The 18,050-nt window shown below is 59.9% G+C and carries 12 protein-coding genes; 4 read left to right on the top strand and 8 right to left on the bottom strand.

Annotation, left to right across the window (positions count from 1 at the left end; genetic code table 11):
• The first annotated feature begins 571 nt into the window (after positions 1-571).
• A complete protein-coding gene (locus GNK13_RS12425) occupies positions 572-1,300 on the top strand; it encodes a hypothetical protein (RefSeq protein WP_164102850.1) in 729 nt (242 codons plus the stop codon).
• Positions 1,301-1,348: 48 nt separating this feature from the next.
• Positions 1,349-3,877, top strand: a complete 2,529-nt coding sequence (locus tag GNK13_RS12420; RefSeq protein WP_164102849.1) for a DEAD/DEAH box helicase — start codon at positions 1,349-1,351, stop codon at positions 3,875-3,877.
• A gap of 153 nt (positions 3,878-4,030) precedes the next feature.
• Here the strand turns inward: GNK13_RS12420 and GNK13_RS12415 are convergent, their stop codons facing one another.
• From GNK13_RS12415 to GNK13_RS12385, 7 genes are all read right to left on the bottom strand, one after another.
• The gene (locus tag GNK13_RS12415; protein WP_164102848.1) at positions 4,031-5,023 is read right to left on the bottom strand and encodes a type I restriction enzyme HsdR N-terminal domain-containing protein; all 993 of its coding nucleotides are present in this window, start codon (positions 5,021-5,023) and stop codon (positions 4,031-4,033) included.
• A gap of 18 nt (positions 5,024-5,041) precedes the next feature.
• Complete coding sequence (locus GNK13_RS12410; protein ID WP_164102847.1) at positions 5,042-5,995, bottom strand: hypothetical protein; 954 nt, start codon at positions 5,993-5,995, stop codon at positions 5,042-5,044.
• Between the two features lie 767 nt (positions 5,996-6,762).
• Positions 6,763-7,344, bottom strand: coding sequence for an exopolysaccharide biosynthesis protein (locus tag GNK13_RS12405; RefSeq protein ID WP_235935098.1), 582 nt, complete (start codon positions 7,342-7,344; stop codon positions 6,763-6,765).
• A 334-nt stretch (positions 7,345-7,678) separates the two neighbouring features.
• Positions 7,679-8,158 carry a DUF1579 domain-containing protein gene (locus GNK13_RS12400; RefSeq protein ID WP_164102845.1) on the bottom strand — a complete coding sequence of 160 codons (480 nt, stop codon included), beginning with the start codon at positions 8,156-8,158 and terminating at the stop codon, positions 7,679-7,681.
• A gap of 75 nt (positions 8,159-8,233) precedes the next feature.
• A complete protein-coding gene (locus GNK13_RS12395; protein WP_164102844.1) occupies positions 8,234-8,626 on the bottom strand; it encodes a YciI family protein in 393 nt (130 codons plus the stop codon).
• Positions 8,627-8,746: 120 nt separating this feature from the next.
• Positions 8,747-10,126 carry a DUF1501 domain-containing protein gene (locus GNK13_RS12390; protein ID WP_164102843.1) on the bottom strand — a complete coding sequence of 460 codons (1,380 nt, stop codon included), beginning with the start codon at positions 10,124-10,126 and terminating at the stop codon, positions 8,747-8,749.
• A gap of 179 nt (positions 10,127-10,305) precedes the next feature.
• Positions 10,306-12,702 carry a PSD1 and planctomycete cytochrome C domain-containing protein gene (locus tag GNK13_RS12385; protein ID WP_164102842.1) on the bottom strand — a complete coding sequence of 799 codons (2,397 nt, stop codon included), beginning with the start codon at positions 12,700-12,702 and terminating at the stop codon, positions 10,306-10,308.
• Between the two features lie 511 nt (positions 12,703-13,213).
• Here GNK13_RS12385 and ahr point away from each other — a divergent pair.
• Positions 13,214-14,230: an NADPH-dependent aldehyde reductase Ahr gene (gene ahr, locus GNK13_RS12380; protein ID WP_164102841.1), complete on the top strand. Its 1,017-nt coding sequence runs from the start codon at positions 13,214-13,216 to the stop codon at positions 14,228-14,230.
• A gap of 162 nt (positions 14,231-14,392) precedes the next feature.
• Here the strand turns inward: ahr and GNK13_RS12375 are convergent, their stop codons facing one another.
• The gene (locus GNK13_RS12375) at positions 14,393-15,346 is read right to left on the bottom strand and encodes a nitrilase family protein (RefSeq protein WP_164102840.1); all 954 of its coding nucleotides are present in this window, start codon (positions 15,344-15,346) and stop codon (positions 14,393-14,395) included.
• 195 nt (positions 15,347-15,541) lie between these two features.
• On the opposite strand from GNK13_RS12375, the gene GNK13_RS12370 reads away from it, so the two are divergent.
• Entirely contained in the window at positions 15,542-18,019 is a 2,478-nt protein-coding gene (locus GNK13_RS12370; protein WP_164102839.1) for a DUF1549 domain-containing protein, read from the top strand.
• Positions 18,020-18,050 lie beyond the last annotated feature (31 nt).

Below are 18,050 nucleotides of genomic sequence, written 5' to 3'. Positions count from 1 at the left end.
GTCGCCTTCGGCTTGCCGTTAAACGACTTGATAGCCAACTGCTGGGCACTGCTGACTTTATGGCAATTCAGCGTGAGAAAGTGGCGCTGTCCAGTTAGCGAGAGACGGAAAAACCACGAAGGACACGAAGAGCACGAAGAAGGGTGGGAGTGTTGCGGCGAGGAGAGGCCCGGTAACGACGATTCTCAGTTCTCGCTCTTTCCTGTCCATCTGCGTTCTCTGTGTTATCCGCGGTTCCCTCCCCCTCCGCTGATCGATTCGTCTGAATCGTGCCATGCGTGGTTGTTCCCGGCCCACTACCGGACCTGGACTCCATGGGCGTCAAAGCAGCTGAAACAGACCACCACCGAGCAAATCGCCAAGTCGTCGCCCAGGGTCACCCACGCCTCCCCCCAAACCCGCTCGCCCTGAACGGGCAACGACAAGCAACTGCAACCTGTCGAATGGAGGTGCGTCCCCTTTTTATGGGTCTAGCCCGGCGAAAGGCGCATGCTGATGGCAGGTCGCACGGCGTCGGCCCCTGCACTATCATCTCCCCCTATTGGGTGCCGTGATGTGAGGGCGAGCAGGAATGCAACCACAGATCAAAAAGAACGTTTTCGGCAAGTACGAGGTCAAGTACGACTGCCCGAAGTGCGCCACCAGGCTCACGTCGCCACTCAGCGAGGCTGGCGACATAGAGCATTGCCCCGAGTGCGCCGCGGAACTCCGCGTGCCGGGCAAGAAGCAGCGAGAAGCGTGGGAAAAGAAGGTAAAGCAGGAGCAGGCCGAAAAGGAGCACGCTCGGAAAGAGAAGGAGAGAGCCCGAAAGGAAAAGGAGAGGGTTCAAAAGGAAGAAGCGAGGGCTCGAAAGGAAAAGGAGAGGGCTCGGCAAGAAGAGGAGCGGGAGCAGAGGCAGCTGATGGAGTGGATCGGTGAGCCAGAAGCAAAACAACCTGAGACATCGAGTTCCCGTCCGCCATTTGTCCAGGGCGAAATAGTTGGCTCCTCAGTTCCGGCCGGCGGGTTGTCGGACACGGCGGAGTGCCCGTTCTGCGCGGAGGTAATCGCGTCGAGAGCCAGAAAGTGCAAACACTGCGGCGAGCTGCTTGACCCCGTGCTCAGGGCAGCAGAGGAGGGCCGAAGGACGGCGGCTATGCCGCAAATCGTAAATGTCGTGCATGGAGGCAATGCGACGGCAGTTGCGTCGGCCACCGCCGAAGCATCATCAACGCCCAGCAGTAGCTGCGCGGGGTGCGTTAGTGCCGTCATCCTCATCTTTCTGCTTTTGCTGTGTGCAGGAGCGCTAAGTGGCGGCTAGGTCAGCCAGAGCAGTATTTCAATTTTGCTATAACAACCGGAGACGCGAATGGTTGACTTCAAGAAGAAGCTGAAACGACAGCAGGTAAGCAAACCCACGAATCCCGTGGAGCTTTACGAAACGCTCGACCGTGCAAGTGACAAGGGGCCGCTTCGGCCTGTACAGACACACGTCTTGAGCCAGTGGCACGATGAACGGCGAGACGATCGCGACATCATTGTGAAGCTTCACACCGGCCAGGGCAAGACACTCATCGGGCTGCTTATGCTTCAATCGAGGTTGAACGAAGGCCGCGGCCCCGCACTCTATCTATGTCCAAACCACTTTCTCGTTGAGCAAACCTGTATCCAAGCTCGCCAGTTCGGTGTGACTGTCACGCGTGCTGACCATGAGATACCTGACGATTTTCATAACGGAAATACGGTTCTCGTTACGACAGTACAAAAGCTCTTCAATGGGCTCACTAAATTCGGTTTGGGTCCGAGATCGGAAAAGGTGGGGACCATCCTTCTCGATGACAGCCACGCCTGTATTGACACGATCAAGCAGGCGTGTAGCATTGGCCTTGCGAGCAATGAACACCCTTATCAAGAGATCGTCCAGCTGTTTGAGGATGATCTCAAGCACCAGGGTGCCGGAACATTCAGCGACATCCGCAATGGCGATTTTGAAGCGGTACTTGCCGTTCCCTATTGGAGCTGGCTAGACCAAATTGACGCCGTCACAGAGATTCTGTCGCGACATAACAGCCTGAACTCCATAAAATTTACTTGGCCGCTTATTCGCGACATGCTCGATCGCTGCTTTTGCATCGTATCCGGGAAGTCACTCGACATCATCCCGCACTCTCCACCGCTGCAGCTCTTCGGCAGTTTTTTCAATGCGGACAATAGAATTTTCATGTCGGCAACAGTCACGGACGACTCGTTCCTTGTAAAGGGGTTGCGGCTCGCCCGAAAGACAATTGAGAACCCGCTTAATTACCCGAATGAGCCGTGGTGCGGGGAGAAAATGCTGCTACTTCCTTCACTGCTCGACTCCAATTTGTCTCGCGAGAAGGTGGTAGCGGAGTTTGCGAAGCCAGCAACCAGCACTCGAAAGTATGGCATCGTCGGCTTGGTACCAAGTTTTAAACGTGCCGAACTTTGGAAGGAAAGTGACGCAACCGTCGCTGACACTGACAGCATTGCTGAGGACGTGGAGAGGCTTCGCGACGGTGACTGCCGAAAAGCCTTGTGTATCGTCAATAGATACGACGGCGTCGATCTTCCTGACGATGCTTGCCGGATTCTTGTAATCGACTCCAAGCCATTGGGGATGTCGCTGCATGACCGCTACATAGAATCTTGTCGCCCAGACAGCGATGTAAACACACAGCGGATTGCTAGAATCGTTGAGCAAGGCCTCGGGCGAAGCGTTAGAGGCGAGAAAGACTATTGCGCTATAGTTCTTGCTGGCGCAGACCTAGTTCAAGCGATCAGAAGTGCCGCCGTTCGAAAATTCTACTCCGCGCAAACGCAGGGGCAAATTGATATTGGGCTGGAGATTGCGGAATTGGCAAACGATGAAATCGCGGCGGGAGTTGAACCGCTCGTTGCCCTGCACGGGTTAATTAGAAAGGTGCTCGAACGCGACGTCGGCTGGAAAGAATTCTACGTTGAGCGAATGGAAGATGTCCAACCTGCGAAGCCAGATGAGCGACTGCTTGAAATTTACGCGAGAGAACTAGCGTCGGAACATAAGGCTGATGCTTCACGATGGCCGGAAGCCGCAAAAATCCTGCAAGACCTACTCGATAGCACTGACTTTGCAGATCAGGAGCGCGGGTGGTACCTGCAAGAGATTGCCAGGTTGACCTACCGGCAGAGCAAAGCTGATTCCAAGAAGTTGCAACTGTCTGCCCACACGCTCAACCGTTTTCTCTTCAAGCCGGAAGATGGAGCGACGGTGAAAAGGCTTGAAGCCAATTCGTCGAAGCGAGTCGAAGCCATCGCATCTTGGGTGTCCGATGCGAGCGACTATGCAGAGTTGATGATCCGCGTCGAGGGAATCCTTACTGACCTGCGTTTCGGCAGTGATTCAGATCGCTTCGAGGCCGCGTTGAATGCGTTAGGCGCAGCCCTCGGATTCTCTTGTGAACGACCGGATAAGGAGTGGGGCGAGGGTCCAGATAATTTGTGGTGTCTTCGTGCTAATGCATACCTTCTCATTGAGTGTAAAAATCGTGTCAGTTTGGAACGTGACGAGATGGCCAAGGCGGAAAGTGGCCAAATCAATAACTCGATCGCCTGGTTTCGAAAGCACTACGGGGATGCGCAGCTTCACAGCCGCATGATTTTTCCCACAACCAAGCTCGGACAAGGTGTCGCGTTCAATGAATCCGTCATGATCATTAGGAGCGGCGAGCTAAAGCAACTGTTGCGCAATGTCCGGCGATTTTTTCAGGAATTCTGGAGGTCTGACATGGGAGACCTGGATTCGACCGTTATTCAGTCGTGGCTTGATCTTCATAACCTCAGCACTGAAAGTTTGATGCAAGATTACTGCCGCAAGCCGTTGGATGAGCGACTCCTGTAGCGTTGCCCGTCAGGCCGCGCGAGCGAAAAGAGCGAATCGCGAAGTAGCTGGTTTCCACATGACCGGCAGCGGGACACGCTGCCGCTCCGCAGTGGGATACCGTCAATTCCATGAACTAATCAATTACTCGCATCCAAGGGAGAAATCGCGTTGCTAGTTGCGACCTTGACCGCTCTGCGTTCGTTGGCACGGCGACTTCTCTATTTCGGAGAGAGCCTCGGCCGCTTGAAAGGCGGATTCGTCAAGCCGCTGCGCACCTTTAATCAAGAAAGGAACAAATGCATCGTGTTGACCACGCGTCGGTCTGCCAACAACGGCATCCAACGACGCATAGATCGGCCGAAGAGCGGTTATCATCTGCCCCGGCGCAATGAGTTCACGAATGTGATCTCGATTCTCGCTGTCGGTGAACTGAAGTATCTTGTCGAACATAGGCTTGTCGGCATCGAACGAAGCGAGGTGCTCGACGTCATCAATTTGAATGCCAACGGACATGGTGTAGAGATCGTTACGAACGCAGCCGAATTGCTGAAATTTAACAAACGGAAAGAACCATGGTTGCCCGGATGACGACCCCATCTTCACGACTGCAGTGCCAAAATCAGGTACGAAGTGCATCTCCGCCGCAAACGACACGTTCTTGGGGGAAAGAACGCTTTCGACGAGCGCCCACTCGCGACCAATGTGTTGGAAATCAATGACAAATATCGGAGCAATCCCGTAGATGTCATACGCAACTAACTGGCGTCCGCTACACAACGCGTAAAACCGAACGCGAACTTCTGGGTGGATCGCGTAGGAATACGCCTGTTCGGCATGCTTGGACTTTACCAGGTCCGTGTCTGGTCTCTTTGCATCTAACACAAGTCCGGGGCGACCATCGCTGTGCAACAGGTAGTCCGGAACGATGTGAACTGGATGTCTTTTTGACCCGATCATCACAAACGGATGCAGCAACGCTTTGCTGCGGACGATTCGGTTCGGCCCTGAAGCAGAATATCCGAGGCGTCTGAGGATCGGCACCACGATTTCTTCGCGAACCGCATCCTCCTTGAAATCAGGATCGTCGAGAAGCGACGGATCAAAGTTATCGAACATTTTTCGGATTGCCACCAGTAACCCACCATGCGCAGCTGCTGCCGCCACTGTACTGCATTTCCGCAGCTATTCTTCGTCGCGCTCCGAGCGATCGATCATCATTCCTTCTGGTTTCGCGAACTCACAGAAAACCTCGGCTGAGCTTTTCATCGCGATTGCGGCCACACCTGTGCCTATTATTGGTATGCCGATCCGCCATGCCGCCATTGTCGTTGCAAGCGCACCTGCGAAATAACCGCCATTAAAGACGGCTGGAACCTTCTTGGACCACAGCTTGTAAACCTCGCTGTCGGGGTCACAAAGCGACTTCCACGCTATCCTTTTCAGCACTGCGGCCGTCCTTTTGCCAACGCTCAGTGGCTTTTCAGTGTCCCCTGGCGAGGGAAGTAGCTTTCGATCGGGCAGCGGCAGGAGCTTGATTGAATAATGTCGCACATCCTGAAGCAGCTTAATGCTCGACGACGGAACCGCGTTGCCAATAAGTCGCAGGATTTCGTTGTCGGAGTTGTACTGAACGAGGCGCACCGCATGACGATGCATTTCTGCAGCGTCCAGAGGTGATGTATCGGTGCCTATCAGCTCAGCCAGTATGCACTCCTGCTCTATCCGTTCGATGAACCGCTTCTGAAACTTGTGCCGGCTTCGGTCAGAGGCGATGTCATCGAGGTTTTGGATGACTTCACGAATGGCGCGCTTGGCCTCGGTGTTTTTCTTCTGGCGTAAAAGACAGACAGCAAGCAATGACGTGGCCTCAAGGTGGATTCGAGTGCCTCGGTTCGCGAGTTTTCGCACGCCAATGAAGCCGGTCTCGGCATACGCGAGCCGGTTGGCGTCGAGCGCTGCCTCAAACGCCCACAACTTTGCCTTAAGTAGACGATGATGTCGGCGGTCACTGAACAGCTGCTGAATCTCTCCGGCGATTTCAATTGCCTCCTCAGCGGCTCCCCTTGATACAGCGGCCCGCAGCCTTGCCTCCATTGGGCGCAGTTGAGTAAGCGTCTCTTCAGGAAGTTCCGTCAAGATCTATTACCGACATAAAGGAAGCAGTGGTACATACAGCATCTCCCGAGCCCCGTCCGAAAGTAGGGTGCGACGTCCCGCAGGTCAAGGATGGTCGCTGGCGCAAATGCACGGCCTGATATAGCTGATCAGTGGACTCAGCCTTTGCCCCAAGTGTCGTTGGCTGCGCACCCATTGTACTTGGTTAATTTTCTACCGTTTTGGCGTTCGGCGGGGGCGAGGAGAGACTGGAAAACGCTGAGAATCGGCGCGAATCGTCGACACACCTGAAATGGCCGCTTATGCTCGTTTGAGCTGGGAAAACGTGGGAGAAGTGGCGATTCCCCGGTGGGACTGTCGATCCGGTGGTTGCGGGTGCGAGCGCCGTCAGCGTCGTTTCGGATAGGGCTCCAGTCGCCCCGTCCCGCGGGGGTTCTCGTGCGCGGGCCAGCAGAGCGGCATGAACAGCCCCGGATCGTTTAACGGCAAGCCGAAGGCGACTGGTCTTCTTGGAAGTCCGGCCCCGCCAGTTCTCCCAAGGCGGCCCCGGGTCCCCCCGGACGCCGAGTTGATCTATGAATCGGGAGCACCGAGAGACGGGGAGACTACGAAGGACACGAAGGACACGAAGAAGGGTTAGAGAGTTGCGGCGAGGAGAGGCCCGGTAACGACGATTCCGAGTTCTCGCTCTTTCCTGTCCATCTGCGTTCTCTGTGTTATCCGCGGTTCCCTCCCCCTCCGCTGATCGGTTCGTCTGATTCGTGCCATGCGTGGTTGTTCTCGGCCCACTAGCCGCCGATGAACTGGTAGAGCACGAGACCGAGAGTGCCGAGCGAAAAAAGGATCGCGATCCCGGCGACGAGCCCGTCCTTGGCCAGCAAGGCGAGGGCGAATGCTGTGATCGCTCCGCCGGCTAGGTTGGCGCTGAAGGGGACGAATTCGAGCAGCGGCGTCGAAGCGGCAATCAGGATACAGGCCACGGCGATCGTCAGCGCTCCAGCGTGGTTCACCAGCCCCGTGTACCGCCGCTTGGTCAGGCGGTCGAGCCAACCGGCTGGGCGGCGAAGCCAGGAGACCATCTGCTTAATGCGGCGGCTGCTGAGCTCCCGACGCTCCATCCACTGAGGAATCCAGATGTGCTCGCGCCTCAACAGGGGCTGGACCGCGACCAAGGCCACGAACAGCCCCAAAACGATTGGAACGCCGGGAATATCGGCTGGCCCTGGAGCCAACATGATCAGCCCCGGGACGAGGATTAGCGGGGCAAAGGAACGCTCGCCAAGCGCATCAAGAACCTGGCCGAGCGACACTTTTTCTCGATTCTCCGCTGCCGACTCGACCCGATCGAGCACGTCGTGCAGCGAGTGCACTTCCTTCGGCTCGGAAGGGGAGTCCTCCCGGTCCTGCTCAACGCGCCGCTCCTGCTGTGACCTGTCGGGGGAGCGATCGTCGGAGCGGGCACTTTGCCATTGTGTCTCGTGCGGTCGATCGGAGCTCGAGTAGTCACTGGGGGTCGTCGTCGTTGGGCGCATCGATTCCTCCCGATTGCGGGGCAGGCCAGCAGTTTCCCCCTTGGCTCTGCAGATTCCGCGCCCGCTCGCCGCTCGTCGCTCGCCAGTCGCCAGTCGCCGGGGCGATCGGAAGGGGCTTGGACGCGGGGGCTGCAACCGCGGCGGAACGCCGCCGGTAGGACGGGAGCTCCTCCTACTTCACTCGTCGGTGATGGGCGGTCATGAAATGCTGCCATTGACCGTCATCGCCGCGGACCCGCGAGGAGAGGATCCAGTGATCGTCATCGACCGATTCGAAAATATCCTGATAGGCGACCAAGCCTTCGCCTTCAAATCGGGGGCCTTCGGTATCGAGCGTCAGCACGCGTCCGGAGTCGTCGAGCGAGCCGGCGTAGATCCAGAGATGGTTCATCATGGAGCCGAAGAAAGTGCCGACGTATTGCTTCCGCCGTGGGTCGTAACCGAGCGTCAGAAGCGATGACCACTTCCCCATCTCCGGTGAGTCGCCGCCGCTCTCCATCACGACCCACATCCCTTCGAGCGAGCGAACCGAGATCCGCGATTCGCTTTTTTTCGACGGCTGATCGGCCCCCATCCGATAGTCCGACTCAACGTTCCAATCGCCAACGAGTTTGGCGAGCCAGCGGTGTTCAGCTTGAGGTTTTGCAAACATGAAGCGGTGATTCGTGAAGAAAATAAAGGCTTGGAAGAGTGCAAACGCGGGACAGCGGCGGGCCGATGAGGCGGCTCAGCCCTGTTGCGCGGCCAACTCGCGGGCAGCGATCAGGGCGTTGATCTCTTCATCGGCGGGCCGAATCTCGAACGGTCCGACCTTGATGCCGGGGTGTTTGGACATCAGCGCGACCGCGTGGTTCAGATCCCGGGCTTCGAGCAACAGGATCCCGCCGATCTGCTCCTTGGTTTCGGCGTAGGGGCCGTCGGTGACGACCGTTTCGCCATTCCGCACGGTCAGCGTGACCGCATTCCGCGCGGACTGCAGCGCCTCTCCGCCGATCCAGTGCCCGCCGCGGCGGAGTTCGTCGTCATAGGCAAAGCATTCCTCCATCATCGCCTCGAGTTCGGCTGCGGATTTCCCTTCCCATGCCGAGTCGTCGGCATACCCCAAACAGATAAATTTCATCGCCAACCTTTCGGGTTAAGTTGTGTCGAACCGCAAACTTCACCCAGTAATCGTTCGCGAAGCGGCGGAATCGACACGCGGCGAAAAATTTTTCTCGCAGCTGCCATCGGTCGACAGCGACTAGCTGAGGATGTCTTGGACCACGCGGCCGTAGACGTCGGTCAGGCGGAAATCGCGGCCGGCGTGTCGAAAGGTGAGTTGTTCGTGGTCGAGTCCCAGGAGATGCAAAATCGTGGCGTGCAGATCATGGACATGCATCTTGTCGACCATCGCTTTGAAACCAAAGTCGTCGGTCTCGCCGTAAGTCATCCCGCCTTTGACGCCGCCGCCCGCCATCCACATCGAAAAGCCGTGGTGGTTGTGATCGCGACCATCGCCCCCCTCGGACGTCGGCGTGCGGCCGAATTCGCCGCCCCAGACGACCAGCGTGTCTTCGAGCAAACCGCGCTGCTTGAGGTCGCCCAGTAATGCGGCGATCGGTTGATCGATATCGCCGCAGAGCTTCTTCGTTTGCTCGTTGTGGTTCGAGTGAGTATCCCACGGTTGGCCGTTGCCGTAGTAGACCTGCACAAAGCGGACGCCCCGTTCGACCAGTCGCCGGGCGAGCAAGCAGCCGTTGGCAAAATGGCCTTCTCCATACGCTTCGCGGGTGTGTTTCGTCTCTCGCGCGAGATCGAACGCGTCGCTCGCCTGGAACTGCATCCGGAACGCCGTCTCCATCGCTTCGGTGCGAGCGTCGAGGGCCGAATCGCCCGGTCGCGTCTCCCGGTGCACCGCGTTCAACTGTTCCAGCAGATCCAATTGTCGCCGCTGCGCCGCCCGGTCCCATCGATCATTCCTGAGGTTGGGAACCATCGTTTGGGGATCGATCTTCGAATGGTTGATATAAGTTCCTTGGTACTCCGAAGGCAGAAAGGCGCTATTCCACAAGATGGAGAATCGCACCGGCCGCCCCGGACAGAGCACGATATAACCGGGCAGATTCTCGTTCTCGGTACCCAGCCCATATAAGAACCAAGCACCCATCGTGGGCCGCGTCGGCAGGATCGTGCCGTTGTTCATTTGCAGCAAAGCGGGACCGTGGTTCGGATTGTCCGCATGCAACGACCGCAGTACGCAAATGTCGTCGATATGCCCGCTGAGCTTGGGCAGCAGCTCGCTCACCGGCACTCCGCTCTCGCCACAGGGGCGAAATTTGAACGGAGAAGGGAGCAGTCCGCCGGTCGGCCGCTCGGTGGTCAGGTCCGCTCCCGGTGGTTTTTGCCCCGCGTACTTTTCCAGCAGCGGCTTGGGATCGAACAAATCCGCCTGAAACGGGCCTCCATTCATGAACAGGTGGATGACGCGTTTGGCCCGTGGGGTGAAATGCGGACCGCGAATCTCCGTCGCACCAGGTGCCGCAAGAGCTTGTGGCGCCAGCGCACTGGCCGCGCCGACTAAACCCAACCCACCGCCGAATTGTTGAAGCAGTTGCCGCCGATTCAGTCCTAGGTGGTTCATGTCTGCTTCCGCTTTTGAGCGTTCGAATCGGGTATGGTTTTATACGATCAGCCGCCACACGCTAGCGTCCGGTTAAGCCTGAAACATAGTCGCCTTTCGCTCCGCGAAAGAAGCGGTTCTGCGCTACTTTCGCGGAGCGAAAGGCGACTATTTGGGGAATCCAATAGGGCGTTGGCTGGCTAATCGATAAACAGGAATGCATTGGAGGCTAGCAGCACGTGCGCGTACTGCTGCCAGGCGACCGCTCGGGATTCAGCGGTCGCCTGGTTCAGAAATCGAAGTCCGAGCTGGAGCTCCTGGTCAGTGGCCGCCCGCGAGAACAGCAGCCAGTGGGCACGCTCGATTTTCGCGCGGTCCGTTTCAACTCCGTCCGCCGACGCGTTCGCCCCGGCTGCAAACTCCGCGTTCAGACGATCGACGAGGGCTTCGGACTGTGCGGCCAGGAGAGGACCATTCAGCGCGAACAACCCCTGCAGCGCCGTCGTCGTCATGGTCCGCTGAGGGCTGTGCGCGTTGGGATCGGGGAAATCGTGAATCTGGAGCGTCGTTGACATCTCGCGGCGATGGATCGTCGCATAGATTGTCCGCCGCAGGTTCTCTGCCGACTCCAGCGGCAAGGAGGGGCCGCCAATGGTGAGGTCCAAGCGGCCGGTTGCCGCGAGCATCGCGTCGCGCCACGGCTCGAAGTCCAGCCGCCGGCGATTCATCCGCGAGAGCCAGCGATTCTCCGGGTCAAGCTCGGCCTTCCGCGGATCGAGTTCGCTTGACTGACGCCAGGTGGCCGAGAGGAGGATCTCGCGGTGCAGGTCTTTGATCGACCACCCGTTGGCAATGAATCGCGCAGCGAGATCGTCGAGCAGTTGCGGGTGCGAGGGACGGCTCCCCTGCTGGCCGAAATTGCTGGGCGTGCTCACCAGCCCCTGCCCAAAATGCGCGAGCCAGATTCGATTGACCAGGACGCGTGCTGCGAGCGAAGCTGCGTTGCCGCTGGTGATCGCTCGGGCCAACTCGAGTCTTCCGCTTCCCTGCTCGAACGGTTGCGAGGAGTCGGAAAGCACCGTGATAAATCGTCGCGGAACCACGTCGCCTGTGCGGTTGGGATTGCCGCGAATGAAGACGGGCAGATCGCGAGCTCCCGGGCGATATTCGAGCTTGGTGCCTTCTTCAGGCCGCTCGCCGGCACGCAGGACAAATAGCGACTGATCCGACACGGCGGATGCGAGCGGCGCGTTGTAGTAGGGAGTCGAAGATTCGATCTCTTGGATTTTGGCCGCGAGCTCCTCCGCTTTGATGTTCGGATCGGGCTCGTTCTCTTTCGGCTTCATCTTCTTCAGTTTCGCGATTTCCGCTTGGAGATCGGCGACTTGCGTTTTCGCGAGCCGCACCGGCTCGTAGAGCTCTTCCTCGACCAGCGGACGACCTTCCAACCGACAGCTCGCCACGATGCCGGCCAAGGCGTAGTAATCCTCGGTGCTAATGGGATCGAACTTGTGATCGTGACAGCGGGCGCAGGCGACGGTTAGACCGAGAAAAGTTTGAGAGACGGCGTCGACACGCTCTTCCCACTCGTCGGCCACGATGACTTTGATGATCTCACTGGGCAGCTTGAGCTCTTTCCAGTAGCTGGGGCTGAGTCCCAAAAAGCCCAGGGCCGGGATGTCCTCGGGCCCCGTTTCCGGCAGCATGTCGGTGGCCAATTGCCGGTGGATGAACTCGTCGTAGGGGAGGTTATCGTTGAACGCCTGCACGACCCAGTCGCGGTACAGGTGCGGCTCCCCCTTCTGCTCGAGCCAGCTGGCCGTCATGTCGGTGTAGCGAGCAAGATCGAGCCACATCCGGCCCCATTTCTCTCCATAGTGCGGCGACTGCAGGAGACGTTCGACGAGTTTCTCATACGCCTCCGGATCGTCGTCGCGGACGAACGCCTGGACTTCGTCGGGAGTGGGAGGCAGTCCAACGAGATCGAACGAGAGCCGCCGGATCAGGGTGGCCCGATCGGCTTCCGGAGCGGGCTGCAATCCTTCTCGTTCCATCGCGGAGAGCACGAACGCATCGATCCGGCGGCGAGCCCAGCCGGGATCGGTCACTTCCGGTAACGGTTGCTCGGCGACCGGCTGAAACGACCAAAACTCTCGCCCCGCCTCAAAATCGATCTGCCCGTCGGGACGCTCCGCGGCTTCCGCCGAAGGAGGAAACGGAGCGCCTCGCTGGACCCAGTCGACCAGGAGGTCGATCTCTTCCTGCGGTAACTTTCCCTCCGGCGGCATCTGAATATCGCCCTCGTAGGAGAGCGTTTCAATCAACAGGCTCGCCTGCGGCTGGCCGGGAACGAATACCGCTCCGGAATCGCCCCCACGCTCGAGATCGCTCGCCGAATCGAGCCGCAGGCCCGCATGGAGCGTGTCGGCTTCGGCTGAATGGCACTCATAACACCGCGCGCTGAGCAGAGGCCGAATCTTCCGCTCGAAGTACTCATAATCGTCGGTCGTAAATTGCGAGCCTTGCGGTTCCGCGGCGCTGGCCGGCGAGGTGAATCCTGCAAGGCACGCAATCAGCAGTAGTGCATGACGGACCATGGGCGCCCTGGGAGTCAAGGAAGGAGGAAGGCGGGAAGGAAAGACGGGTGGGGCGGGGTGAGCATTTCGCTTTCGGATGGAACTCTGTTTTAGCAGAGAACTCGAGCCAGTTCACGCAACCCGAGTCGGTAGCGACGGCACGAGTCGTGCATCGATACCTCCAGCAATCGCCCAATGCTACTCGCTTTCGCACTTCCTTGAGCCGCAGGCGCTAGCCTCGGGCCTCATCCGGTTCGTGTCGTGGACGAACGTTGCCCCGGAGCTGCGTTCGGAGAAGAGCTCAGGCCGGTCAGGAGAGAGAGACGGAACCCGCGGCTAGCGCCGTCGGCTCACCCGCGGCTAGCGCCGTCGGCTCACCCGCGGCTCACCCGCGGCTCACCCGCGGCTCACCCGCGGCTCACCCGCGGCTAGCGCCGTCGGCTCACCCGCGGCTAGCGCCGTCGGCTCAAAGTGGATGGCATGGGGCAATGGCCCTTCAGCGAGCGTTTAGATACATAACTTGGAGGCAGTGATGAGTCGGATTCGCGCTTGGTCCTCACCGGCCGCTGGACAACCCTTGGAGCTCGCGGAGTACGACCTGGGGCCGCTCGGCAGCGAAGAGGTCGAGGTGGAGGTGGAGCACTGTGGGATCTGCCACTCCGATCTGTCGGTGCTGGAAAATGAATGGAAGAGCACCCATTATCCGGTGGTGCCGGGGCACGAAGTGATTGGCCGCGTTGTCGCGATGGGAGCGAACGCCAAGGGGCTGCGGGAGGGACAGCGGGTCGGCGTGGGCTGGAACGCGGGCAGCTGCATGCATTGCCGTGCCTGTTTATCGGGAGATCAGCATCTTTGCCCGGTCGCCCAAGCGACGATCGTGGGGCACCACGGTGGGTTTGCCGAGCGAGTGCGAGCGCATTGGGCGTGGGCGATCCCGATCCCGGAGCGGCTCGAACCGGCGGCCGCGGGCCCGCTCCTGTGCGGCGGTGTTACCGTCTTTTCGCCGTTGGTCGATTTCGCAGTTCGCCCCACGCAGCGGGCGGGCGTCGTGGGGATTGGCGGGCTGGGACACATGGCGCTGCAGTTCCTTGGCGCCTGGGGGTGTGAAGTGACGGCGTTCACTTCGAGCAAATCGAAGTTTGACGAAGCGAAACAGTTGGGGGCGGACCACGTCGTCTCCAGCCGTGACTCCGACGCGATCGAGCACTTGGCCGGCAAGCTCGATCTGTTACTGGTGACCGTCAATGTCCCACTCGACTGGAACGCCCTGATCTCCACCCTCAACGCCCGCGGCCGAATGCATTTGGTCGGTGCGGTGCTCGAGCCGATCCCGGTTTACGCGTTCGATTTGATTGCGGGGCTTCGCAGCGTTTCCGGATCGCCGACCGGGCCACCGACGACGATCGCCGAGATGCTCGACTTCGCCGCTCGCCATTCGCTCGCGCCCCAGATCGAGCGATTTCCCATGAGCCGTGCGAACGAAGCCTTGGACCACCTGCGGGCCGGCAAGGCAAGGTACCGAATCGTCCTCGACGCGGACTGGAGCTGAGCGAGACCAGAGTCGCCTCGCATAGTCGCCTTTCGCTCCGCGAAAGTTGCGCCGGCCTATAGTCGCCTTTCGCTCCGCGAAAGTTGCGCAGAAACGCTACTTTCGCGGAGCGAAAGGCGACTATGGCGGAGCGAAAGGCGACGATGGCGGAGCGAAAGGCGACTAACTAAACCTTGCTTCGCGGGCGGAGACTTCGCTTCCCTGTTTTTGGGCCAAGATCTTATACAGATCGGGGCGGCGGGCCCGCATCCAGCGGGCGCCGGTGGAACGCTCGCGGAGGCTGCCGATAAGATCCGCGACGACCATATCATCACCAATCTGTTGGCTCTCGCGGAGAATTCGACCGTAGGGATCGAGGATCATCGCATTGCCCGTCCGGACTTCGTCGTCGTCCCGTCCGACGCCGTTGCTGAAAATTAGAAACATCCCATTGTCGTGGGCTCGGGCTGGCAGCCACCGCAGCAACCAACCACGCCCCTTGTCCCCGCGGAATTCATCGGCGAGTGGTTGGGGATTGCGGTCGCGATTCTCCCACAGCTCGACATCGATCGGCCCCATCGCCTCGGGACTGCCCGATCGACAACCGCCGGTTTGATGGGGAGCGAGCAGAACTTCCGCCCCGAGCAGCGCCGTGGCCCGCGCGTTTTCCACCAAGTTGTTGTCGTAGCAAATCAGCACTCCCACGCGGCAATCCCAGGGAGTGTCGAATACCGTATAGCGGTCGCCCGAGTGCATGTGTGCGGAGACGAAGCAGTGGAGTTTGCGATGGCAGTGCCACGCGCCGCCGGGAAGTGCCACGATGTAGCTGTTGTACAGTCGTCCTTCGCTGTCGCGCTCGATCAGTCCCGCTCCGATCAACATCCCTCGCCGATCGGCTTGTTCACAAAGCCACTGGGTCGTCGGGCCGTCGGGGACCGGTTCGGACAACTCGGCCAACTGTTCCGGCGAAGCGTTCCGCAGAAACCAGTATCCGGTGACGCAGCATTCGGGAAAGACGAGCATCTGGACGCCCTGCCGCGAGGCCTGCTCGATGAACGCTTGCATCGTCGCCAAGTTGGCTCGTTTGTCGCCATTGACGTGCTGAAACTGCACCGCGGCCGCCCGAATGTTCTGCACGAGCTTTGACTCCTGGAGAAGATAAAATCCTGTGCGGCCAATCCTACCCGATTCCCACCCCGTCGCCCGACCCGCCCCTCTAGCAGGGGCCGAGCCTCGGAGTGATTCGCGGTGGGCCGGTTGCGGTTATTCTGTAGGGAGCGACGCCGCCGGGGAGGGCGGTGGTTCGATTCGACCCGCCATCATTTGTGGATCATGATTCATCTCAACCGCGGCATCGGCGACCATGGCCTTGGTGGACGCTTGGGGGGCTGTCTGCTCGCGCTGGCGGCCCTCGCGGCGCCTTCCCGTTCGCTTGCTGCGGAACCGACGATCGACTTCAGCCACGAGGTCGTCCCGGTATTGCGAGAACACTGCGTCGAGTGCCACGGCGATAAGGAAGCTAAGGGAGGTTTTTCGATCAACTCCCGCTCGCTGATCGTCGACTCCGGTTCCGTCGATCTGGAAAGTCCCGGCGACTCCTATTTGCTGGAGCTCATCACTTCGAGCGATCCCGATCTGCAGATGCCGCCGGCGGACCATGAGCGGCTGAGCGGGTTGGAAGTCGCGGTGCTCCGTCGCTGGATCGTCGGCGGTCTGCCGTGGGAGGAAGGTTTTAGCTTTGGAGCAACCGCTTATGAACCGCCGCTGCATCCGCGACTGCCCGAGCTGCCGCCGGTGGTCGCGGGCCGCACTAACCCGATCGACCGCATCCTTGACAACTACTTAGCCGAGCGTGACCTGCCGACGCCGGCACCGATCGATGATGCGTTGTTCTACCGCCGGGTCCATCTCGATTTGGTGGGGCTGCTCCCGGAGCCCGAGGCGCTGGCCGCATTCGTGGCCGATCCGGCGAGTGATAAACGCGAGCGGGCGGTTGAGACGCTGCTCGAGAAGGACCTCGCCTACGCCGATCATTGGCTGACGTTTTTCAATGACCTGCTCCGCAATGACTACAGCGGCACCGGTTTCATCACCGGAGGTCGGCGTCAGATCACGGGATGGTTGTACGCGGCGCTGCTCGACAACATGCCCTTCGACCAGTTCGCTCGCGAGTTGATCGCTCCGCCGACGGCTGAGAGCGGCGGCTACATCGAAGGGATCAAATGGCGAGGCGAGGTCAGCGCGGGGCAAACCGTGGAGATCCAGTTCGCCCAGAACGTGTCCCAGTCGTTCCTGGGAATCAACATGAAGTGTGCCTCCTGCCACGACAGCTTTATCGATCGGTGGACGCTCGAGGAGGCGTATGGGCTGGCAGCGATCTACGCCACCGAACCGCTGGAGATCCATCGCTGCGATAAGCCGGTAGGGAAAACGGCCGAGGCGGGGTGGCTCTTTCCCAAACTCGGTCAGATCGACCCCCAGGCTCCGCAACCCGAGCGCCTGCAGCAATTGGCCGGCTTGATGACGCACCCCGAAAATGGACGTTTCACCCGGACGATCGTCAATCGACTGTGGTACAAGCTGATGGGCCGCGGCATCGTCCATCCGCTCGACGCCATGCAGAGCGAGCCTTGGAATGCGGACCTGCTCGATTACTTGGCCTGGTATCTGGCCGAGGAGGACTACGACCTCAAGCGAGTCCTTCGCTTGATCGCCACCAGCCATGCCTACCAATCGGCGAGCGAAGTGACGGCGGCAGAGTCGGGCGGGGGGACCTACACGTACCGCGGTCCACTCCCCAGGCGTCTGACCGCCGAGCAATTTCTCGACGCCGTCTGGCAATTGACCGGCGAAGCTCCCTCGGCACCCGACGCGGCCGTGGTTCGGAGCCTTCCCCCGTCGGGCGACGCTGCGGAGGTCGACGCTTTGCCGCCCGTACCGGTGCAGTGGATTTGGGGAGGAGCGAGCGATGGGGTGCCGCCGGCTGGTCAGCAACTGGTGCTCCGCAAGACGCTGAAGCTGGAGGAGCCGATCGCTCGCGGAGCTGCCGTTTTCACTTGCGACAATGAATTCGTGTTGTACGTCAATGGTCGCGAGGTCGAGCGGGGCGATAATTGGACAACGCTGCATACGTTGCCGCTGCGAGGACGACTGAAGCAGGGGGACAACCAGTTCGTGTTCGTTGTGAAGAACGCGGGCGACGCGCCGAATCCGGCGGGTCTGATGTTGGCCGCGGCTTGGAAGACCGAGTCGGGAACGGTCGGCCAGTGGGGAACCGACGCCACGTGGCAGTGGAGTCCGACGTTGCCCCAACCGCGGGAAGGTCGCTTGGGAAATCCGCCCGGTCCGTGGAAGCCGGCCCACGTCGTCGAGCCGGTCGCCAGTTGGACCGAGACGATTGGCTCGCAAGTCCAGTCGCAATTGGTGCTGGCCGCCGCTGGAGAGACGCCGATGGTCCGCGCTTCCCTCCTGAAGAACAACGCCTTGATGCGTTCGCTCGGCCGACCCACCCGCGATCAAGTCGTCTCGATGCGACCGCCGGGACTGACGACCTTGGAAGCGATCGATTTGGCGAACGAGCAGACGCTGGCCGACGCCTTCGCCGCTGGCGGGGAACACTTGCTCGAGAAGGCGGAGGGTGATCCCGACGCGGTTCTGCGTCACCTGTATGCGTTTGCTCTTTCGCGGGAACCGACCGACGACGAACGCGCGGTGCTAAGGGAGCGTCTGGGTGAGCGACCGACGGCAGCCGCGGTGCAGGATGTCCTGTGGGCGGTGTGCATGCTGCCGGAATTCCTGCTGGTCCGGTAGGTGCCAAGCTACTTCGAAAACGTGATTGAAC

This window comes from Candidatus Laterigemmans baculatus (assembly GCF_010367455.1).
In the GTDB taxonomy this organism is placed as follows: Bacteria; Planctomycetota; Planctomycetia; order Pirellulales; family Pirellulaceae; genus Laterigemmans; species Laterigemmans baculatus.
Note: the sequence above shows the minus strand (reverse complement) of the source record. Positions and strands in the feature narration are given on the sequence as shown.